At 56.8% G+C, this 19599-nt stretch carries 20 protein-coding genes and 1 pseudogene; 10 read left to right on the top strand and 11 right to left on the bottom strand.

Annotated features, from left to right (window positions below; genetic code table 11):
• Positions 1–24: 24 nt before the first annotated feature.
• Complete coding sequence (nasR, locus tag ABLU88_RS07940) at positions 25–1215, bottom strand: nitrate regulatory protein NasR (RefSeq protein ID WP_348836284.1); 1191 nt, start codon at positions 1213–1215, stop codon at positions 25–27.
• Between the two features lie 68 nt (positions 1216–1283).
• On the opposite strand from nasR, the gene ABLU88_RS07935 reads away from it, so the two are divergent.
• On the top strand, positions 1284–1637 hold the full coding sequence (locus ABLU88_RS07935) for a DsrE/DsrF/TusD sulfur relay family protein (RefSeq protein WP_014229754.1): 354 nt from the start codon (positions 1284–1286) through the stop codon (positions 1635–1637).
• Positions 1638–1875: 238 nt separating this feature from the next.
• Positions 1876–2118: a DUF1883 domain-containing protein gene (locus ABLU88_RS07930; RefSeq protein ID WP_002910387.1), complete on the top strand. Its 243-nt coding sequence runs from the start codon at positions 1876–1878 to the stop codon at positions 2116–2118.
• 35 nt (positions 2119–2153) lie between these two features.
• Here ABLU88_RS07930 and ABLU88_RS07925 read toward each other — a convergent pair whose 3' ends face one another.
• Both ABLU88_RS07925 and chaB read right to left on the bottom strand, forming a co-directional pair.
• Positions 2154–2834, bottom strand: a complete 681-nt coding sequence (locus ABLU88_RS07925; RefSeq protein ID WP_004851874.1) for a gamma-glutamylcyclotransferase — start codon at positions 2832–2834, stop codon at positions 2154–2156.
• A gap of 150 nt (positions 2835–2984) precedes the next feature.
• Positions 2985–3215, bottom strand: a complete 231-nt coding sequence (gene chaB, locus ABLU88_RS07920; protein ID WP_009651994.1) for a putative cation transport regulator ChaB — start codon at positions 3213–3215, stop codon at positions 2985–2987.
• Positions 3216–3480: 265 nt separating this feature from the next.
• Between chaB and chaA the strand changes: the two genes are divergently transcribed.
• Positions 3481–4581, top strand: coding sequence for a sodium-potassium/proton antiporter ChaA (gene chaA, locus ABLU88_RS07915; protein ID WP_024357863.1), 1101 nt, complete (start codon positions 3481–3483; stop codon positions 4579–4581).
• 87 nt (positions 4582–4668) lie between these two features.
• Here the strand turns inward: chaA and kdsA are convergent, their stop codons facing one another.
• From kdsA to hemA, 6 genes are read right to left on the bottom strand one after another with little or no spacing between them, the layout of a single operon-like run.
• Positions 4669–5523, bottom strand: a complete 855-nt coding sequence (gene kdsA, locus ABLU88_RS07910; RefSeq protein ID WP_004851877.1) for a 3-deoxy-8-phosphooctulonate synthase — start codon at positions 5521–5523, stop codon at positions 4669–4671.
• A gap of 39 nt (positions 5524–5562) precedes the next feature.
• Positions 5563–6375 (bottom strand): invasion regulator SirB1, encoded by an 813-nt coding sequence (gene sirB1, locus ABLU88_RS07905; protein WP_004851879.1) that lies wholly within the window; start codon positions 6373–6375, stop codon positions 5563–5565.
• A gap of 3 nt (positions 6376–6378) precedes the next feature.
• Complete coding sequence (sirB2, locus tag ABLU88_RS07900; protein ID WP_004851880.1) at positions 6379–6771, bottom strand: invasion regulator SirB2; 393 nt, start codon at positions 6769–6771, stop codon at positions 6379–6381.
• Positions 6768–7607, bottom strand: coding sequence for a peptide chain release factor N(5)-glutamine methyltransferase (gene prmC / locus ABLU88_RS07895; protein WP_032694081.1), 840 nt, complete (start codon positions 7605–7607; stop codon positions 6768–6770). The genes sirB2 and prmC overlap by 4 nt, the downstream gene beginning before the upstream one ends.
• Positions 7607–8689: a peptide chain release factor 1 gene (gene prfA, locus ABLU88_RS07890; protein ID WP_004851884.1), complete on the bottom strand. Its 1083-nt coding sequence runs from the start codon at positions 8687–8689 to the stop codon at positions 7607–7609. Before prfA ends, prmC begins: the two co-directional genes overlap by 1 nt.
• Positions 8690–8731: 42 nt before the next feature.
• Positions 8732–9988: a glutamyl-tRNA reductase gene (gene hemA, locus ABLU88_RS07885; RefSeq protein ID WP_004851885.1), complete on the bottom strand. Its 1257-nt coding sequence runs from the start codon at positions 9986–9988 to the stop codon at positions 8732–8734.
• A 273-nt stretch (positions 9989–10261) separates the two neighbouring features.
• Here hemA and lolB point away from each other — a divergent pair, with 273 nt between their 5' ends.
• From lolB to dauA, 4 genes are all read left to right on the top strand, one after another.
• Positions 10262–10873, top strand: a complete 612-nt coding sequence (lolB, locus tag ABLU88_RS07880) for a lipoprotein insertase outer membrane protein LolB (RefSeq protein ID WP_004851888.1) — start codon at positions 10262–10264, stop codon at positions 10871–10873.
• Complete coding sequence (gene ispE, locus ABLU88_RS07875) at positions 10873–11721, top strand: 4-(cytidine 5'-diphospho)-2-C-methyl-D-erythritol kinase (RefSeq protein ID WP_009651969.1); 849 nt, start codon at positions 10873–10875, stop codon at positions 11719–11721. Before lolB ends, ispE begins: the two co-directional genes overlap by 1 nt.
• Positions 11722–11903: 182 nt before the next feature.
• Positions 11904–12851, top strand: a complete 948-nt coding sequence (gene prs / locus ABLU88_RS07870; RefSeq protein ID WP_004103157.1) for a ribose-phosphate diphosphokinase — start codon at positions 11904–11906, stop codon at positions 12849–12851.
• 249 nt (positions 12852–13100) lie between these two features.
• The gene (gene dauA / locus ABLU88_RS07865; protein ID WP_014229756.1) at positions 13101–14780 is read left to right on the top strand and encodes a C4-dicarboxylic acid transporter DauA; all 1680 of its coding nucleotides are present in this window, start codon (positions 13101–13103) and stop codon (positions 14778–14780) included.
• Here the strand turns inward: dauA and ABLU88_RS07860 are convergent, their stop codons facing one another.
• Both ABLU88_RS07860 and ychH read right to left on the bottom strand, forming a co-directional pair.
• On the bottom strand, positions 14781–15827 hold the full coding sequence (locus ABLU88_RS07860) for a MerR family transcriptional regulator (RefSeq protein WP_049083990.1): 1047 nt from the start codon (positions 15825–15827) through the stop codon (positions 14781–14783).
• Between the two features lie 209 nt (positions 15828–16036).
• Positions 16037–16312 carry a stress-induced protein YchH gene (gene ychH, locus ABLU88_RS07855; RefSeq protein WP_004103160.1) on the bottom strand — a complete coding sequence of 92 codons (276 nt, stop codon included), beginning with the start codon at positions 16310–16312 and terminating at the stop codon, positions 16037–16039.
• 272 nt (positions 16313–16584) lie between these two features.
• Between ychH and pth the strand changes: the two genes are divergently transcribed.
• From pth to ABLU88_RS07840, 3 genes and pseudogenes are all read left to right on the top strand, one after another.
• Positions 16585–17169, top strand: a complete 585-nt coding sequence (gene pth, locus ABLU88_RS07850) for an aminoacyl-tRNA hydrolase (RefSeq protein ID WP_032749932.1) — start codon at positions 16585–16587, stop codon at positions 17167–17169.
• Between the two features lie 117 nt (positions 17170–17286).
• Positions 17287–18381 (top strand): redox-regulated ATPase YchF, encoded by a 1095-nt coding sequence (gene ychF / locus ABLU88_RS07845; protein WP_048262513.1) that lies wholly within the window; start codon positions 17287–17289, stop codon positions 18379–18381.
• 75 nt (positions 18382–18456) lie between these two features.
• A pseudogene (locus ABLU88_RS07840) lies at positions 18457–19462 on the top strand (tyrosine-type recombinase/integrase).
• The last annotated feature ends 137 nt before the right edge of the window (positions 19463–19599 follow it).

The raw sequence follows: 19599 nt of genomic DNA, 5'->3' as shown, positions 1-19599 counted from the left end.
AACATATGCCCACTAATTGTGCATCTACTCCTTAGGTGGTACTTGCCATAGCGACTTCACCGTCAGCAGCGCGCGGGCTATCTCAACCATGCGCTGATTTTTGTCCATCGCCATTTTACGCAGCGCCTGCCAGGCCTGCTCCTCCTGCATTCCCTGGTGGGTCATCAGCACGCTTTTGGCTTTTTCAATCAGCTTGCGCTCTTCAAGCGCATCTTTTAACGACGCGAGCTGGGCGGAGAGCTGCTGTAGCTCATGGGCCTGCTGGCGCACCAGCGGTAACAGCTGCTTATCCAGCCGCAGGGCTATACCGTCCTCCTGCCAGTCGGCGGGCGGCACCTGGACCTCCCGATCGTCTCCCTCCAGCAGCGCATCGGCCGCGTTAAGCAGGTCTGCGATCAGCCGCTCTTCCACGCCGCGCAGCTGCTCAAGACGCTGGGTCTGAACGCAAAACCAGCGCAGCGCCGTTTCTCCCTCGTCCGGCGGCGGTTGGCGGGTGCAGGCGACCCGCCGCAGCTGTTCAATTTCCAGGCCGGCCTGGCACTGCTCAACAAACAGAACGGTTTGCGGCGAACTGGCTAAAGCCTGAAAAGTGTCAAAACAGGGCTGCTGGCCGTCAATGCGGTCCACCAGCTGCTGGCGCAGCTCATCGCTGAACAATCCGCGGGCAAAGCCCAGCGCGCCCAGCGCGCGCTCCTGTCCGACCAGCTCTTTCCCCTGCATAAAGCTGTAAAGCGCGACCATCCGCCCGGCGATTTGCGGATCGTCGATACTGTCGTTGAGCTGCGGAACGATATTCAACAGGTGGCGGATAATGCGGCTAAACTGCCCGGTGGCCTCTTCGGCGGCAATCTCCAGGCCGCGCACGCGTTTACGCAACGCGACAAGCTGCGTCAGATACCACACCGCGCAGGCAATGCGCCAGCAGAGCGCGCTGCTGGCGGCATCGCGGGCAGGTTCCAGCGCCGCATAAAACCGCGTGAGCTGCTCATCAACCAGCGCCGCGCCCGCCCGGCACTCCGCCGCGTATAGTCTGCCGCCCGAGCATAGCCAGATATTTGACGCGCCGCGCTCGCACTGCAGCATATGCACCAGCGCGCTTATCTGGCCTGCCAGCGCCCCCTGCTGCGCCAGCAGGTGCAGCTGCCGCTTCTGTAAGCGACGCGCGCGCGCAAACCAGTCGACCACCTCAGGCGTATTACCCGCCACATTATTCATACCCTTCCCCCGGGTTAACGCTTTATACTTCAGCCAAGCAATAACCGTGCCTTATAGAAGGAGTCCTTATGCAACGTATTGTGATTATCGCTAACGGTGCCGCCTACGGCAGCGAATCCCTGTTCAATAGCCTGCGTCTGGCTATCGCCCTGCGCGAGCAGCAGTCTGACCTCGAACTGAAATTATTTTTAATGTCTGATGCGGTGACCGCCGGCCTGCGCGGACAGAAGCCAGCGGAAGGCTACAACATTCAGCAGATGCTGGAGATCCTCACCGCGCAAAACGTGCCGGTGAAGCTGTGTAAAACCTGCGCTGACGGCCGGGGAATCGGCGCGCTGCCGCTGATTGATGGCGTGGAGATTGGCACCCTCGTCGAGCTGGCGCAGTGGACGCTGGCGGCGGATAAAGTCCTGACCTTCTAAAAATCCGCCATTGAACGGGATTAAATATTAAGCTGGCGGCGTTTGTTAACCGAAAACAATGTCAGCTGAATGCTTTCAGGCACAACGTCATTTTTGTTTAATCTTTATTCCTTTTTTTGATCAAAATCAGCATCTGCCCCCCTCCCCTTTGGTGTTATGCACAGAGCAAAGTGTGAACAATATCACGCGGGTTAATGGGCTGGCAGGATGCTGTAGACAGAAACGGGGTCGAGATTAAATGGCAATGGTAAAAGCAAGTTTAACGTTGTTTGGCGGTGATACGTTGGTGGTGCGTTGTTCCGAACGCTGCCACATTCACCTGATGAGCGCCAAAGTGCCTGGCGATAGTCATGCGGATATTCTGAGTGTGCAGGACAGAGATAGCGCGTATCTGACCGTGCCTTACAGCGGCACCTGGAACGTTCTCATCGACAGCCACAGCCAGTCGCTGGAGCACTCCATCAGCTACGTTCCCGCCTGATAGCAAACGCCCGGGGAAACCCGGGCGATCTACTCTTAAGCCAGCCCGGGCTGGCTGCTTTCCCCCAGCAGATGACGCACCTTGCCGACTAAATCGTCGAGGCAGGCATCGTACATCCCGAGTTTCCGCAGCTCCTGATCGAGCGAGAACAGATACTGAGCGTTGGTGCCAAGCGGGCCGCTGGCGCGCGCTATCAGCGGCGCAATCACCTGCGCGCTGGTGTCCGCCTCAAACAGCGGATGACGCGGGTCCATAATAAAAACTAATGCATTGACGGTGCGGCCATCGTCCAGATCCAGCTTGCACCAGGTCGGCAGGTAGCAGCCGGTGATCATCTCCCGCTTCCACAGCAGGGTCAGCTCTTCTTCGAGAGTGTCATCAGGCAGGCGGTAGGCAACGCCGGTGGTGCGCCCGCCCTCTTTCAACGCCAGCATTCGACCCGGCTGAGTGGCGCTACCGCGCCCGGCGGTGAGCCGCAGGCAAAACGCGCGGTGCCAGCCCGGTAGCGTACCGGTACAGGATTCGCGATACTCCAGCGCCGGATTCCACATCAGCGAACCGTAGCCAAAGATCCACACCGAGCCATCGTCCGGACGACAGGCCAGGGTCGCCGCCAAAGAGGCTGCCCGCTGCTCTGCCGACCAAAGAAGCGATTCCTCAATAGCGCCAAACGCCGTTTTACAATCCGCATTCAGTAAGAAATCACGCGTTAACACTTTCTACTACCTCCGCCACTGCCCGCTTCCCGGCGATTATCTGGTGCCATCCGTGAAGTATTGCCGAATTATTATCCAGCTTTATTTGACAATAAGCAATGAACGAGCCGCGGGCAAGGGCTCAGGCAGCACATGACGTAGCAAAAGCGATTACTTCTTCTTATGCCACTTATCATCATCGCCTTTTTGGTACTCATTTTTCACCGCCGCCCAGGCGACTTTGTGCGCCGTCTCTTCACGGCTGGCGTCATCGCGTCGGTCTTCTTTATGCTTATACTGGTCCCAGGCGCTGTTAAAGGCCTCTTTGTAAATCTCCTGGGCATGCGCAGGCAGAACGTGCTGAACGCTGTCGGGTAATTCACTTTTGTTGCTATAGGGCATGGCGACCTCCAGATTTAGGGTGAATAGTCAGTCTGTCAGGCGTTTTACCGGCTGGCAAGGCGATGGATAAATGAGAAAGATGTTTTAGTAATTATCTGAATAATAAATACAAAACGATAGTAACCGCAGTTTATGGCAATCTACCACTTTTCCATGGTCAGAGTGGTAAATTTAAGTAAAAAAACAAAGTAGTTCGATCAATGTCTGTTATTTTATTAACTTACAGTATCTATAATTATAACACCTGCACACCTGGAGATAATTCATGACCGATGCACATGAGGCGGTGAAAACCCGCCACAAGGAGACCTCCCTCGCCTTTCCGGTTCTGGCGCTGGCGGTGCTGTTTTTCTGGGGAAGCAGCCAGTCACTGCCAGTGGTCGTTGCCATTAATATCCTGGCGCTGGTCGGGATTCTGAGCAGCGCGTTCAGCGTTGTTCGCCACGCCGACGTTCTGGCGCACCGCCTTGGCGAACCCTATGGTTCGTTAATTTTAAGCCTTTCAGTGGTTATTCTCGAAGTCAGCCTGATTTCCGCATTAATGGCCACCGGCGACGCCGCGCCGACCCTGATGCGAGATACGCTTTATTCAATCATCATGATTGTTACCGGCGGGCTGGTAGGTTTTTCTTTATTGTTGGGCGGGCGCAAATTCGCCACCCAGTATATGAATCTGTTCGGCCTTAAACAGTACCTCATTGCCCTCTTTCCGCTGGCGATCATCGTCCTGGTCTTTCCCATGGCGCTGCCCGGAGCTAATTTCACCACCGGCCAGGCGCTGCTGGTTGCGCTGATCTCCGCCGCCATGTACGGCGTATTCCTGCTGATTCAAACGAAAACGCACCAGAGCCTGTTTGTTTACGAACACGAGGATGACGGCGACGACGATGACCCGCATCACGGCAAACCGTCGGCCCATAGCAGCAAGTGGCACACCGCCTGGCTGCTGGTACACCTGGTTGCGGTTATCGCCGTGACTAAAATGAACGCCAATCCGCTGGAGACGCTGCTGACCAGCATGAATGCCCCCGTCGCCTTTACCGGCTTCCTGGTCGCGCTGCTGATCCTCTCTCCGGAAGGCCTTGGCGCGCTGAAAGCGGTCCTGAACAATCAGGTCCAGCGGGCGATGAACCTGTTCTTCGGCTCCGTGCTGGCCACCATTTCCCTGACGGTACCGGTGGTGACGCTTATCGCCTTCCTCACCGGCAACGAACTGCGCTTTGGCCTTGGCGCGCCGGAAATGGTGGTGATGGTCGCCTCGCTGCTGCTGTGCCAGATATCGTTCTCTACCGGGCGTACCAACGTGCTGAACGGCGCGGCGCACCTGGCGCTGTTCGCCGCCTACCTGATGACCATTTTTGCCTGAACCTTCCCCGGCGGCGTCCGCCTGTCGGGGAGATAAAAAAAGCCTGCCGGTTTTGCAACGGGCAGGCTTTTGTCATTTCAGCGACGGTTACTTGCTGGTATCGAGCTCATCGAAGCCTTTAACCAGATCGTCGATGGCTTTCATCTGCTTGAGGAACGGCTCCAGTTTATCCAGCGGCAGCGCGGACGGACCGTCGCATTTCGCGTGCTCCGGATCCGGATGCGCTTCAATAAACAGGCCGGCGATACCCACCGCCATCCCGGCACGCGCCAGTTCGGCAACCTGCGCGCGGCGTCCGCCGGAAGCGGCGCCAAACGGGTCGCGGCACTGCAGAGCGTGAGTAACGTCGAAGATAACCGGTGAGTTATTGGAGGCTTTCTTCATCACGCCAAAGCCCAGCATGTCGACGACCAGGTTATCGTAGCCGAAGTTCGCGCCGCGATCGCAAAGGATCACTTTGTCGTTGCCGCCTTCGATAAACTTATCGACGATATTGCCCATCTGGCCCGGGCTCACGAACTGCGGTTTTTTCACGTTGATCACCGCGCCGGTTTTCGCCATCGCTTCAACCAGATCGGTCTGACGGGCGAGGAACGCAGGCAGCTGAATAACGTCCACCACGTCAGCGACCGGCTGAGCCTGGCTGGCTTCGTGAACGTCGGTGATGATTTTCACGCCGAACGTTTGTTTCAGCTCCTGGAAAATCTTCATCCCTTCTTCCAGCCCCGGCCCGCGATAGGAGTGGATGGAAGAACGGTTAGCTTTATCAAAAGAGGCTTTAAACACATAAGGAATACCCAGCTTCTGCGTGACGGTCACGTAGTGTTCGCAGATACGCATCGCCAGATCGCGGGATTCCAGCACGTTCATGCCACCAAACAGCACGAATGGCAGGTCGTTTGCTACGTTGATATCACCAATGCTAACCACTTTTTGTTTCATAAGTTCGCCTTATCAGGGTGTAACCGGAATGGTTTCAGACTAATGCAATGTAATTTGTTTGTGCGAAATGGTGTTGATCTGCGCGCGGATCATCTCGCTGATGGGATCCTCCGGGCACTGTTCAACGAAGTAACTGAGGTCCTGCAGCGCCACGTGATCGCAATCCAGCTGGGCGTATATCAGTCCCCGGTCGCGAATTTCGTACGGGTCTTCCGGATTGAACTGCAGCAGCGCTTCGCTGGTCCGTAACGCCAGCTCCATCTGCCGCTCTTCCATCAGCGCCGATTTGAGCGTGTCGAGCAGCTTGCGGATCACTTCCGCGTTGTCGGCTTCATCGAGGTCTTCGTTAAACAGCTCGGCGACCGGACTAATATTGCCCTTCAGCCACACTTCCAGCGTATGCTCGTTAAGCGTTTCGCCGTTAAATGGATTAATGAGCCACATCTCTTCGCTCTCTTCAGGGTCGGCGCGCAGCAGCATCTGGGTCGGAAAAATCACCGGCACCACCGGCAGCGCCAGACGCTGAGCAATCCACAGCAGGATTGCGCCTAGCGATACCGCGCTACCCTGACGATTGTTCAGGACTTTATCAAGCCAGAGCACGTCGGACAGGCGGTAAACGCCGCGCGAATCGCTAAAGCCCCAGTCATGATAGAAAAGCTCCAGCAGACGTTCTATCTGGCGCTCCTGGTCCCACGAAGCGGCAATCTCCTCACGCGCCAGGCCCAGCAGCCGCTCCAGCTCATCCTGCACATAGTGCGTCGGAAAATCGTCGCGGATTAATTCAGAAATGAGGACCATGCCGTCGCATAACGGCGCTTTATTAAATTCGAAATCAGCTAACGACCTCATGCCTTACCCCAGTAACGGTGTTCTTGTGATGGCGAGTTGAATAATGATAAACAACACCACCAGGGCCAGCAGAAAGGCGACAAACCGGCTCTGCTGACTGCGCTGGCGACGACGGCCCAGCGCGATAAATCCCAATGCGATATAAATGATAACGCCAAACAGCTTCTCAGTCAGCCATGTACCCTCTTCGGTAAACGGCAGATAGTGCGTTATTGCCATTAATCCGGCGCCGCTGAGAAACAGCAGCGTATCGCTACAGTGCGGCGCGATACGAACCCAGCGCTGGTCGAGCAGACGGTTTCCGCTCCAGCTCCACCAGTAGCGCAGCACGAACAGGCTCACCGAAACCACCACGCAGGCGATATGCAGATACAGTACCGCGTTAAACAGATTCATACGCCTCCCTGATATTGCCCGAGCGTCAGACGCTCGTTGTCTCCGTAGTCGCGACAGGTGGCAATATTGCCATAACCCGCCGCGCGAAAGATTGCGCGCACCGCTTCCCCCTGCGTCCAGCCGTGTTCCAGCAGCATCACGCCGCCGGCAGCCAGATAGCGGCGGCCTTCGCGGATGATATGCGCCAGATCGGCCAGACCGCCATCGGCGGCGACCAGCGCCGTTTTCGGCTCAAAGCGCACATCGCCCTGCGCAAGATGCGGGTCGGTTTCATCGATATAGGGCGGATTGCTGACGATGATGTCGAACTGCTGCCCGGCGAGCGCGCTAAACCAGTGGCTTTGCAGTATCCTGACGTTAGGGATAGCGAGATGTTCAGCGTTACGCGCCGCCAGCGCCACCGCGTCGGGCATTACGTCAACGGCGGTGACGTGGCAATCGGGGCGTTCGCTGGCCAGCGCCAGAGCGATGGCGCCGGTGCCGGTGCCGAGATCGAGAATGCGGCACGGCTTGTCGGATAACCGCGCCAGCGTCTGTTCAACCAGGCATTCGGTATCCGGACGCGGGATCAGCGTGGCGGGAGAAACGAACAGCGGCAGCGACCAGAATTCGCGCTGGCCCACCAGATGAGCCACCGGCTCGCCCCGGGCGCGACGGCTGAGCAGCGTTTCCAGCTCGGCGGCCTGCGCCGCCGTCAGCGCCGTTTCGCCAAAGGCGAGAATATAGGTCCGCGCCCTGCCGGTCACGTGACCCAGCAGGATTTCGGCATCCCGGCGCGGGCTTTCACTTTGGCTCAGGCGGACGATGGCCTGCGTCAGCCACTGCTGAAAAGTCATCATTCCTGCTCGGAAAGGGCGGCCAGCTGATCGGCCTGATATTCCTGAACGATCGGCTCAATCAGCATATCCAGCTTGCCTTCCATCGCTTCGTCCAGACGGTAAAGCGTCAGGTTGATGCGGTGATCGGTCACGCGGCCCTGCGGAAAGTTATAGGTGCGGTTACGATCGCTGCGATCGCCGCTGCCCAGCAGGTTACGGCGCTCTGAGGCTTCCGCCTGCTGGCGCCTTGAAACTTCCGCGGCGCGAATACGCGCGCCAAGCACCGACAGCGCTTTGGCTTTGTTTTTGTGCTGAGAACGTTCGTCCTGACACTCGACGACGATGCCGGTCGGCAGGTGGGTAATACGGATCGCCGAGTCGGTGGTGTTAACGTGCTGACCGCCCGCGCCGGAGGAGCGGAAGGTATCGATGCGCAGATCGCTCGGGTTGATATCCGGCATTTCGGCTTCCGGCAGCTCCGGCATGACCGCCACGGTGCAGGCGGAGGTATGGATACGCCCCTGGGATTCGGTAGCCGGCACGCGCTGTACGCGATGGCCGCCGGATTCGAACTTCAGTCGCCCATAGACGCCGTCGCCGCTGATTTTGGCAATCACTTCTTTAAAGCCGCCGTGCTCGCCTTCGTTGGCGCTCATGATTTCCACGCGCCAGCGGCGTGATTCCGCGTAACGGCTGTACATACGGAACAGATCGCCCGCGAACAGCGCCGCTTCATCGCCGCCGGTACCGGCGCGAACTTCAACAAACGCGTTACGCTCGTCGTCCGGGTCTTTTGGCAGCAGCAGAACCTGCAGCTGCTGCTCCATCTGCTCACCCTTTTCTTTCGCTTCACGCAGCTCTTCCTGCGCCATTTCGCGCATTTCCGGGTCGTCGAGCATCATCTGCGCGGCTTCGATATCATCCTGCAGCTGACGCCAGTCGGTGTAGCAGCGGGCGACGTCGCTCAGCTGTGCGTATTCGCGCGACAATGCGCGAAATTTATCCTGATCGGCGATGGTTGCGGCATCGCCGAGTAGCGCCTGAACTTCCTCATGGCGTTCGTAAAGGGCTTCCAGTTTGGCAACAATAGAAGGCTTCATAGGCGTGAATTCACCCTGTCCTAAAAAAGAGAGAAAGGTGCGCTATTCCAGCCCGAGGCTGTTGCGCAGAATATGCAGGCGTTCATCATCCCCGTCACGGGCAGCCTGCTGAAGAGATTTGGTTGGCGAGTGGATCAGGCGGTTAGTCAGCTTACGCGCCAGATCCTGCATGATTTCCTGCGCATCGCCGCCCTGATTGAGCGCAGCCAGCGCTTTTGCCGTCAGCTCCTCGCGGACCTGTTCGGCCTGGGAGCGATATTCGCGGATAGTCTCGCTGGCGCTCTGAGCGCGCAGCCAGGCCATAAATTCGCTGGCTTCCTGCTCGACAATGGTTTCCGCCTGCACCGCCGCGGCTTTACGCTGCGCCAGATTGTGCTGAATGATGTTTTGCAGATCGTCCACGCTGTAGAGATAGGCGTTCGCCAGCTTGCCAACCTCCGGTTCGACATCGCGCGGAACGGCGATATCCACCAGCAGCATCGGCTGATTGCGGCGCGCCTTCAGCGCGCGCTCCACCATCCCTTTGCCAATAATCGGCAGCGGGCTGGCGGTAGAACTAATAATGATATCCGCTTCTTTTAGCCGTTCGTCGATGTCGCTCAGGGCGATCACCTCCGCGCCGACTTCATCGGCCAGCGCCTGAGCGCGCTCGCGGGTGCGGTTAGCAATCACCATCTTGCGCACCTTATGCTCGCGCAGATGGCGGGCCACCAGCTCGATAGTCTCACCGGCGCCAACCAGCAGCACGGTCACGCTGGAAAGTGATTCGAAGATTTGTCGCGCCAGGGTACAGGCGGCAAACGCCACGGAGACCGCGCTGGCGCCGATATCGGTTTCGGTACGCACGCGTTTGGCCACCGAGAACGACTTCTGGAACATGCGCTCCAGCTCGCTAACGTTCAGGTGACCACGGCTGGAGTCGGCAAAGGCTTTTTTCACCTGCCCGAGGATCTGCGGCTCGCCCAGCACCAGCGAATCCAGGCCGCTGGCGACGCGCATCAGATGGCTAACCGCCTCGTTGTCCTGATGCCAGTAGAGGCTTTTGCGCAGGTCGTCTTCATTTAAACCGTGGTAGTCGCATAGCCAGCGGATAAGCACTTCCTGAAGGTTATCCTGCTCTTCGACGCTGAGATAGAGTTCCGTGCGGTTACAGGTCGACAGCACCACCCCGCCCTGCACCATTGGCTGGGCCAGCAAGCTCTCCAGCGCCTGATCGAGCGTATCCGGCGAAAACGTTACGCGTTCTCGCAGCGCTACAGGAGCTGTTTTGTGGTTAATGCCAAGAGCTAAAAGCGTCATTGTGAGGGAGTAGTACCAGCGTTGCTAAGGTTAGTCTGCAGGCATCATACAGGATGCGCGTAATCAATAAAAGAGAGGCTCCCCTTTTGGAGTAATAGCTAATCTGTAATAGCCATTAACGGTAATTTTTTGATTTCAGACAACTTGAACGTAGACGCTACCGTCCGGCAACGCTAGCATTAATGGTTATAATTGTAACCCGCTACACAAATCGGCCGCCTGTTTCTCCCATTCGCCGCATTTCACTGTAGACATCAAGGATTTGTCATCATTATGAATCGACTGTTCCGCCTGTTGCCGCTGGCAAGCCTCGTTCTGACCGCCTGTGCGATTAATGCTCCGAAAGGGCCGGGTAAAAGCCCGGATTCTCCACAGTGGCGTCAGCACCAGCAAGATGTCCGCAATCTTAATCAGTTCCAGACGCGCGGCGCTTTTGCTTATCTTTCTGATGAGCAAAAAGTCTATGCCCGCTTCTTCTGGCAGCAAACCGGCCAGGACCGCTACCGCCTGCTGCTGACTAACCCCCTCGGCAGCACCGAGCTGTCGTTAACCGCCCAGCCGGGCAGCGTGCAGCTGATTGACAATAAAGGCCAGACCTACACGGCGACCGACGCCGAAGAGATGATTGGCCGCCTGACCGGCATGCCGATTCCGCTCAACAGCCTGCGCCAGTGGATTATTGGCCTGCCGGGCGAGGCCACCGACTACTCGCTTGACGACCAGTACCGCCTGCGCGAGCTGAACTACACGCAAAACGGCAAAACCTGGCACGTCACCTACGGTGGCTACACCTCGGACACCAAACCTTCGCTACCGGCCAATATGGAGCTTAACGACGGCAGTCAACGCATCAAGCTGAAAATGGATAACTGGATTGTGAAATGATGACCCGCTGGCCTTCTCCCGCAAAGCTGAATCTGTTTTTGTATATTACCGGACAGCGCGCCGACGGTTACCACACCCTGCAGACGCTGTTTCAATTTCTGGATTATGGCGACACGCTGACGATTGAACCGCGCGACGATGGCCAGCTGCGTCTGCTGACGCCGGTTGACGGCGTGCCGGATGAAGAGAACCTGATTATTCGCGCGGCCAGGCTTTTAATGCAGGCCGCAGCCCAGGCCGGGAAGCTTCCTGCGGGCAGCGGCGCCGATATCAGCATCGACAAGGTTCTTCCGATGGGCGGCGGCCTCGGCGGCGGTTCGTCCAACGCCGCGACCGTACTGGTGGCGCTGAATCACTTATGGGGCTGCCATCTCTCGGAAGATGAGCTGGCGGCGTTGGGTCTACAGCTGGGCGCCGACGTGCCGGTGTTCGTGCGCGGCCATGCGGCCTTTGCCGAAGGCGTCGGAGAAATTCTCACCCCGGCCGAACCGGAGGAAAAATGGTATCTGGTGGCCCATCCGGGAGTGAGCATTCCCACGCCGATCATTTTTCGCGATCCGGAACTCCCGCGCAATACCCCGTCAAGGTCAATTAATACGTTATTAAAATGTAAATTCGGCAATGATTGCGAGGTTATCGCAAGAAAACGTTTTCGTGAGGTTGATGCAGCGCTTTCCTGGCTGTTAGAATATGCGCCGTCGCGCCTGACTGGCACCGGTGCATGTGTGTTTGCTGAATTTGACACTGAATCCGCCGCTCGTCAGGTGCTTGAAAAAGCCCCGGCATGGCTGCATGGCTTCGTAGCGCGAGGTGTTAATATCTCTCCGCTCAAGCAGGCGCTGCGCTAAGTTCTGCTCATTATAGCAAATTTGGTGAAAACGCCGGGGAAACTGAGTTACGGTGACAACGTCACCCTGTTCCAGACGTTGCATCGGGCTCTTTAAATACACCGCCTGGATGAAATCGTGCCCACCCGCACCGTTTTTGGCCCATTTCATCCACCACTGGACGCATGCCTGAGGTTCTTCTCGTGCCTGATATGAAGCTTTTTGCTGGTAACGCCACCCCGGAACTAGCACAACGTATTGCCAACCGCCTGTACACTTCTCTTGGCGACGCCGCTGTAGGTCGTTTTAGCGACGGCGAAGTCAGCGTACAAATCAATGAAAACGTACGCGGTGGTGATATTTTCATCATCCAGTCCACTTGTGCTCCCACCAACGACAACCTGATGGAACTGGTTGTTATGGTTGATGCTCTGCGTCGTGCTTCGGCAGGTCGTATCACCGCTGTTATCCCCTACTTCGGTTATGCTCGCCAGGACCGTCGTGTTCGTTCTGCTCGTGTGCCTATCACCGCGAAAGTGGTTGCAGACTTCCTGTCCAGCGTCGGCGTTGACCGCGTTCTGACCGTTGACCTGCACGCAGAACAAATTCAGGGCTTCTTTGACGTTCCGGTGGATAACGTATTCGGCAGCCCGATCCTGCTGGAAGATATGCTGCAGCTGAACCTGGATAACCCTATCGTGGTTTCTCCGGACATCGGCGGCGTGGTTCGCGCTCGCGCTATCGCCAAGCTGCTGAACGATACCGATATGGCTATCATCGACAAACGCCGTCCGCGCGCTAACGTTTCTCAGGTGATGCACATCATCGGTGACGTCGCCGGCCGTGACTGCGTAATGGTTGACGATATGATCGATACCGGCGGTACCCTGTGTAAAGCTGCGGAAGCGCTGAAAGAGCGCGGCGCGAAACGCGTATTCGCCTACGCCACGCACCCGATCTTCTCCGGCAACGCCATCCAGAACATCAAAAACTCTGTGATTGACGAATTCGTCGTCTGCGATACCATTCCGCTGACGCCGGAAATCAAAGCGCTGGAAAAGGTACGTACTCTGACGCTGTCTGGTATGCTGGCCGAAGCGATTCGTCGTATCAGCAACGAAGAATCTATCTCTGCTATGTTCGAACATTAATCGAGCCCGGCTCAAAAACCCGCTGCGGCGGGTTTTTTTGTCTCTGAACCTTTTATTCTCCACAAAATCATTCGGCATGCGTCAAGGCGGCAAGTGAATGAATCTCCGGCAGCGTACAGGCAGTACGAGACCGGGGTAAATGAACGCAGCCAACACAGAGGCATCCCGAAGGATGACGTGGAAATGACCGATGCCTCCTTCACCTGCCATTTAGTTGACAGATGATGCGCTCATGGATGAAACATTATTGTGAACAGATTATTTTCCTCACATGTGATGCCTTTCCGCGCCCTCATCGACGCTTGTTGGAAAGAAAAATATACCGCTTCGCGGTTTACTCGTGATGTGATTGCCGGAATTACCGTCGGGATTATCGCTATCCCGCTGGCGATGGCGCTGGCAATTGGCAGCGGGGTGGCGCCGCAGTACGGTCTCTATACCTCCGCGGTGGCGGGGATCGTGATTGCGTTAACCGGCGGCTCGCGCTTCAGCGTGTCCGGTCCAACCGCCGCTTTTGTGGTGATTCTCTACCCGGTCTCGCAGCAGTTCGGGCTCGCCGGGCTGCTGGTCGCCACCTTGATGTCGGGGATCTTCCTGATTCTTTTCGGCCTGGCGCGCTTTGGCCGCCTGATTGAGTATATTCCGCTATCGGTCACCCTCGGCTTCACCTCCGGGATCGGTATCACCATCGGTACCATGCAAATTAAAGATTTTCTCGGTCTGCAGATGGCCCACGTGCCTGAACATTATCTGCAGAAAGTCGGCGCGCTGGCGATGGCGCTGCCGACCATTAACCCCGGCGATGCCGCCATCGGCGTTGTCACGCTGGGCACGCTGATTATCTGGCCGCGTCTGGGGATTCGTCTGCCGGGCCATCTGCCGGCCCTGCTGGCGGGCTGCGCGGTGATGGGCGTGGTCAACCTGCTTGGCGGACACGTCGCCACCATCGGCTCTCAGTTCCACTATATTCTCGCCGACGGCAGCCAGGGCAACGGTATTCCGCAGCTGCTGCCGCAGCTGGTGCTGCCGTGGGATATGCCCGGTTCAGACTTCACCCTCAGCTGGTCCTCGCTGCAGGCGCTGCTGCCGGCGGCGTTTTCCATGGCCATGCTCGGGGCGATTGAGTCCCTGCTGTGCGCCGTGGTGCTGGACGGCATGACCGGCACCAAACACAAGGCCAATAGCGAGCTGATTGGCCAGGGGCTCGGCAATATCGTCGCGCCGTTCTTCGGCGGCATTACCGCCACCGCCGCTATCGCCCGCTCGGCGGCCAACGTTCGCGCCGGGGCGACCTCGCCGGTTTCCGCCGTGATCCACGCGCTGCTGGTGATCATGGCGCTGCTGGTGCTTGCCCCTCTGCTCTCCTGGCTGCCGCTTTCCGCGATGGCGGCGCTGCTGCTGATGGTGGCATGGAATATGAGCGAAGCGCACAAGGTCGTTAACCTGCTGCGCTATGCGCCAAAAGACGACATTATCGTCATGCTGATGTGTATGTCGCTGACCGTCCTGTTTGATATGGTCATCGCTATTAGCGTCGGTATTGTGCTGGCTTCCCTGCTGTTTATGCGCCGGATCGCGCGGATGACCCGCCTCGCGCCGGTCAACGTTGAGGTTCCCGATGACGTACTGGTGCTGCGCGTCATTGGTCCGCTGTTTTTCGCCGCCGCGGAAGGGTTGTTTACCGATCTGGAAACGCGGATTGCTGGCAAGCGTATCGTCGTGCTGAAGTGGGATGCGGTGCCGGTGCTGGATGCCGGCGGGCTGGATGCCTTCCAGCGCTTCGTGAATAAGCTGCCGGAAGGCTGTGAGCTACGCGTGTCGAACCTGGAATTTCAGCCCCTGCGTACCCTGGCGCGGGCAGGCGTTAAGCCGATTCCGGGCCGCCTGAGCTTCTACCCGGACCGCAGCGCCGCGCTGGCGGATATTTAATTACCCGGCGGCAGGCCCCGGCGCCTGCCGCATCATTACGCCAATCGCCTGCTGAAGCCAGCCAAGCACCTCCGGCGTCATCCACGTTCCCTTCATCAAATGCGGCTCCCGCTCCATGGCATAACGAAACTTCTGCTGCGTGTGCGGATCCTTTCCCGCGTAAGACTGGAACAGCGCCAGCCAGCGCTGCGCCAGCTGCTGACCTTCCGCGGAGGCAGGCTCCCGCTTCTCACGACAGGCCCGATGCAGCTCGGCCACCAGCGCCGGCCACTCCATCAGGCGATCGAAATAGTGCTGCCGTGTAAAAGCCAGCTCTTCGGCGTTCAGATAGCGCGCCCAGATGGCCAGCTTGCTTTCGGCAAAAGCACGGGTAATGAAATCAATCATCTCCGGCGTCACCCCGGTTTGCTCGCGCATCTGCGGTTCGGCGGCGTGCATCTCATTCAGGCGAGTCAGAAACTCCGGCCTGCCGGCGGTATCCTGCTCCAGCTGCGCCATCCAGCGGGTGGCCAGCGCAATCGCCCGAGGCTCATCGGCCGGACAGCGTTCGCCCATAAGCTGCTGCGCTTCACCCACCAGCTCCAGCCATATCTGGTTACGCTGCGCATCCTGCTCTGCGAACGGCAGCACCTGTAATTCCTGTTGACTAAACCAGCGATCGTACATTTTCATCAGCTCCAGCGTTTGTAGCCAGGACTCCAGGTCGGGCTCGTCTCCGCTGTCCAGCTCTTCACGCAGCAGCGCCAGGCGCTGGCGCAGCGTGGAGAGGGTTTGCAGCTGCCGGTCGAGGGTGGCGATCTGCTTGACCAACAGGTCGGACAGCGAGAAGGCGTCCCGGTCGAGATAGTCCTTGATAGTGGCGAGTTCCAGCCCGGCCTGCGCCAGCGCTTTGATCATATGCAGTCGCTGAACGGCCGCCAGATTATAGAGCCGGTAACCCGCCGCGCTTCTGGCCGAAGGCGTCAGCAGTCCCGTTTGTTCATAGTGATGTAGCGTGCGGACGGTTATGCCGGCGCGCTTCGCCAGTTCACCCACCTGAATTAACATGACTGCTCCTTTCGTTTACCAGTGGCGCCACTCTGCTGCCTGACGTGACGTCAGGGTCAAGCGTTCTGTACAGGAATTGTATTAGGCAGACGGTGGCGAAGAAAGACGAAGAGAGAAAGGAGGATTTGAGACACCAACAGGCGGGCAGCCTGAACGGGCGGCATGAAAACGCACCAGCCGTTCACAACGGCTGGCGGTCTGGAATTCACTCAGCTGTGGCGATGCTGATCGCGGCGGCAGCGTTTATCGTAGTGGCGAACCCACCAGTATCTGTCGCTAACCTGTTCATGACCGCCGATACGGGCGCCAGCCAGCCACAGTACCGCGCCGACAAAGATACTCAAGATCGCGCCGTGTGCGAAAAACTGCGGCAGGTCAAGCTGCGGAAGCTGGTTTAAAATAGAATAACCAACGCCGACAACCATGACGACCAACCCCAACCCCATCAGCACATTACCGAGTAACGAAGCGTTTCTGCGTTTCATATGTCACCTCCGGAACCTTGGGTTGCATGGGAATATCCCCAAATCTTATAGGTGTAGTATAGACAATGGCCAATATAGCGATTGCGTGGACGATCACAGAAGCGAACATCTTGCCAACAAAAGTTTACAAATAACCCACTGAACAACATCAAATTCTAATTATTCAAACCCGTGATTATCTGTGGCAGGTGCGTTTCGCCGGCAGAATTTTGTCAACCGCGCGCGCAGACAGTACACTACGCGCCAGAGAACGATCCAAGCAGGATAAAAAAGTGAGCATAAAATTAATTGTCGGCCTGGCGAACCCCGGCGCTGAATATGCAGCGACCCGACATAACGCCGGCGCCTGGTACGTGGATTTACTGGCTGAACGCCACCGCGCGCCGCTGCGCGAAGAGAGCAAATTCTTCGGCTACACCTCGCGGATTAACCTTGCCGGCGAAGATGTCCGCCTGCTGGTGCCGACCACCTTTATGAACCTGAGCGGCAAAGCCGTCGGCGCGATGGCGACCTTCTTTCGTATTAACCCGGACGAAATCCTGGTCGCCCACGATGAGCTCGACTTACCGCCAGGCGTGGCTAAGTTCAAGCTGGGCGGCGGCCACGGCGGCCATAATGGCCTGAAAGACATCATCAGCAAGCTGGGCAATAACCCGAACTTTCACCGCTTACGCGTGGGAATCGGCCATCCGGGCGATAAAAATAAAGTTGTCGGTTTTGTGCTGGGCAAGCCGCCCGCCAGCGAACAGAAGCTGATTGATGAGGCCGTTGACGAAGCGGTACGCTGCACCGAGGTGTGGCTGAAGGATGGCCTGACCAAGGCGACCAACCGTTTACACGCTTTTAAAGCGCAATAACCGGTCGGCGTGCGGAATTTTTGTCACGCACCGTGTATAATAGGCGAAGCTATTTACTTTTCTGCAATCTGTTCACTGTAACAGGTTGATTATCCAAAGATTAAGGTGATTTAAATCATGGGATTCAAATGCGGTATCGTCGGTTTGCCCAACGTCGGCAAATCCACCCTGTTCAATGCGCTCACTAAAGCGGGTATTGAAGCGGCCAACTTCCCCTTCTGTACCATTGAGCCGAACACCGGTGTCGTGCCGATGCCCGATCCGCGTCTGGACAAACTGGCTGAAATCGTCAAACCACAGCGTATTCTGCCAACCACGATGGAATTCGTTGATATCGCAGGCCTCGTTAAAGGCGCGTCGAAAGGTGAAGGCCTGGGCAACCAGTTCCTGACCAACATCCGCGAAACCGAAGCTATCGGTCACGTAGTGCGCTGCTTCGAAAACGACAACATCATCCACGTTAACAATAAAGTGGACCCGGCTGACGATATTGAAGTTATCAACACCGAGCTGGCGCTCTCCGACCTGGACACCTGCGAGCGCGCCATCCATCGCGTGCAGAAGAAAGCCAAAGGCGGCGATAAAGACGCGAAAGCCGAGCTGGCGGCGCTGGAAAAATGCCTGCCGCACCTTGAGAATGCCGGCATGCTGCGTTCGCTGAAAAACCTGACCGAAGAAGACAAAGCGGCGATTAAATACCTGAGCTTCCTGACCCTGAAGCCAACCATGTATATCGCCAACGTCAACGAAGACGGCTTTGAGAACAACCCTTATCTCGATAAAGTTCGCGAAATTGCCGCCGCCGAAGGTTCTGTGGTGGTCGCCGTTTGCGCCGCCGTTGAGTCCGATATCGCCGAGCTGGACGATGCCGACCGCGATGAGTTTATGGCCGAGCTGGGTCTCGAAGAGCCGGGCCTGAACCGCGTTATCCGCGCCGGCTACGAGCTGCTGAACCTGCAGACCTACTTTACCGCAGGGGTGAAGGAAGTGCGCGCCTGGACTATCCCCGTCGGCGCCACTGCTCCGCAGGCCGCGGGTAAAATCCACACCGACTTTGAAAAAGGCTTTATCCGCGCGCAGACCATCGCCTATGAAGACTTTATTACCTATAAAGGCGAACAGGGTGCCAAAGAAGCCGGGAAAATGCGCGCTGAAGGTAAAGACTACATCGTGAAAGATGGCGATGTGATGAACTTCCTGTTCAACGTCTAAATAAAATTTGTTGTCTCATGAGGTTTCATTGAACCTCATGAACATCGAAAAAAACCACAAAATCCACGCAATTGCGTGGATTTTTCATTTCAGCAAGCGCGTAAGCAAGTCGCAGATGGAGTTAGCCCGACACAGGCTCGCCAGTTAGATAAGATCCGCAAGGTCAACGACGTCTCCAACACCTTTAAGCTGATCGCTAAAGAGTGGTTGCAGATGAAAGACTGGGCCGAAATTACCAAAACGCGCCGACTGGATATGCTTGAGCGTGTGGTTTTCCCCGCAATAGGTAAGCTCCCAATCAGAGAGGTCACTCCACACCACATCCTTAGAATTCTTCAAGAAACTGCTAAACGAGGAGCACCGACAGTTGCCGCTGAAGCTCGCCGCACCGTTTCATCAGTTTTTGAGTTAGCAGTTGCAACGCTTAGACTGATAGCGATCCTGTACGGCCTGTGCGCAAGGCCCTTCCGGCCAATAAGACACAGCACAAACAAGCACTGAATCCTCAGCAAATCGGAAAGTTATTAAACTGTTTTGATAATAGTCGTGGCTCGTACCAGGTTAACTATTGTATGTGGCTTATGTGGTGGACATTGACGCGTCCTGCAGAAGCCACCGAAGCAGAATGGACAGAATTCGATCTTGATAACGCCCTGTGGACAATTCCGGCAGCGCGAATGAAAGCCCGAGAGAACACGTTATTCCCCTACCCTCCCAAGCTATCAAAATGCTCAGAACACTACAGGGATTAACCGGGCATCGGCAGCACCTTTTCCCGGGCAGGGATAATCCGTTAGGTCCAATGACATCGCACTCGCTACGCCAGCTACGTAAAAGCCTCGGCTGGAGTGGTACATATAGCCCACATGCAACCCGAACCACTGGAAGTACCCGTTTAAACGAGATGGGCTATCGACCTGATGCTATTGAGGCCCAACTTGCGCACGCTGATACCAACAATGTTCGTCGCACATACAACCATGTAACTTATCTTGATGAGCGAAAGGTTATGATGCAGGACTGGGCAAATAAACTTGAAGAATGGGTAGGAAGCGCGCGCAGCACTATTGATGTTTCGTAAACCATGATGTATTGGTCTGTTAATGCTGATTATTAACGATAATTTCCCATCAGATTATAAAAACTATATTTCAGCCTACACTTTTGTAACTGTCTGATTATACGACCATTGTTACTCTCCTCACCCAGCGTTATAAT

It is taken from the genome of Klebsiella sp. GW_Kp182, assembly GCF_040062275.1.
In the GTDB taxonomy this organism is placed as follows: domain Bacteria; phylum Pseudomonadota; class Gammaproteobacteria; order Enterobacterales; family Enterobacteriaceae; genus Klebsiella; species Klebsiella michiganensis.
The sequence above is the reverse complement of the archived record's forward strand: the minus strand, read 5'-3'. Positions and strand labels throughout refer to the sequence as shown.

Excerpts from the sequence above, each read along its gene's own strand:
- nasR (WP_348836284.1), bottom strand. The coding sequence starts at position 1,215 with ATGAATAATGTGGCGGGTAATACGCCTGAGGTGGTCGACTGGTTTGCG.
- ABLU88_RS07935 (WP_014229754.1), top strand. The coding sequence starts at position 1,284 with ATGCAACGTATTGTGATTATCGCTAACGGTGCCGCCTACGGCAGCGAA.
- ABLU88_RS07930 (WP_002910387.1), top strand. The coding sequence starts at position 1,876 with ATGGCAATGGTAAAAGCAAGTTTAACGTTGTTTGGCGGTGATACGTTG.
- chaB (WP_009651994.1), bottom strand. The coding sequence starts at position 3,215 with ATGCCCTATAGCAACAAAAGTGAATTACCCGACAGCGTTCAGCACGTT.
- chaA (WP_024357863.1), top strand. The coding sequence starts at position 3,481 with ATGACCGATGCACATGAGGCGGTGAAAACCCGCCACAAGGAGACCTCC.
- kdsA (WP_004851877.1), bottom strand. The coding sequence starts at position 5,523 with ATGAAACAAAAAGTGGTTAGCATTGGTGATATCAACGTAGCAAACGAC.
- sirB1 (WP_004851879.1), bottom strand. The coding sequence starts at position 6,375 with ATGAGGTCGTTAGCTGATTTCGAATTTAATAAAGCGCCGTTATGCGAC.
- sirB2 (WP_004851880.1), bottom strand. The coding sequence starts at position 6,771 with ATGAATCTGTTTAACGCGGTACTGTATCTGCATATCGCCTGCGTGGTG.
- prmC (WP_032694081.1), bottom strand. The coding sequence starts at position 7,607 with ATGACTTTTCAGCAGTGGCTGACGCAGGCCATCGTCCGCCTGAGCCAA.
- prfA (WP_004851884.1), bottom strand. The coding sequence starts at position 8,689 with ATGAAGCCTTCTATTGTTGCCAAACTGGAAGCCCTTTACGAACGCCAT.
- hemA (WP_004851885.1), bottom strand. The coding sequence starts at position 9,988 with ATGACGCTTTTAGCTCTTGGCATTAACCACAAAACAGCTCCTGTAGCG.
- lolB (WP_004851888.1), top strand. The coding sequence starts at position 10,262 with ATGAATCGACTGTTCCGCCTGTTGCCGCTGGCAAGCCTCGTTCTGACC.
- ispE (WP_009651969.1), top strand. The coding sequence starts at position 10,873 with ATGACCCGCTGGCCTTCTCCCGCAAAGCTGAATCTGTTTTTGTATATT.
- ABLU88_RS07860 (WP_049083990.1), bottom strand. The coding sequence starts at position 15,827 with ATGTTAATTCAGGTGGGTGAACTGGCGAAGCGCGCCGGCATAACCGTC.
- ychH (WP_004103160.1), bottom strand. The coding sequence starts at position 16,312 with ATGAAACGCAGAAACGCTTCGTTACTCGGTAATGTGCTGATGGGGTTG.
- ychF (WP_048262513.1), top strand. The coding sequence starts at position 17,287 with ATGGGATTCAAATGCGGTATCGTCGGTTTGCCCAACGTCGGCAAATCC.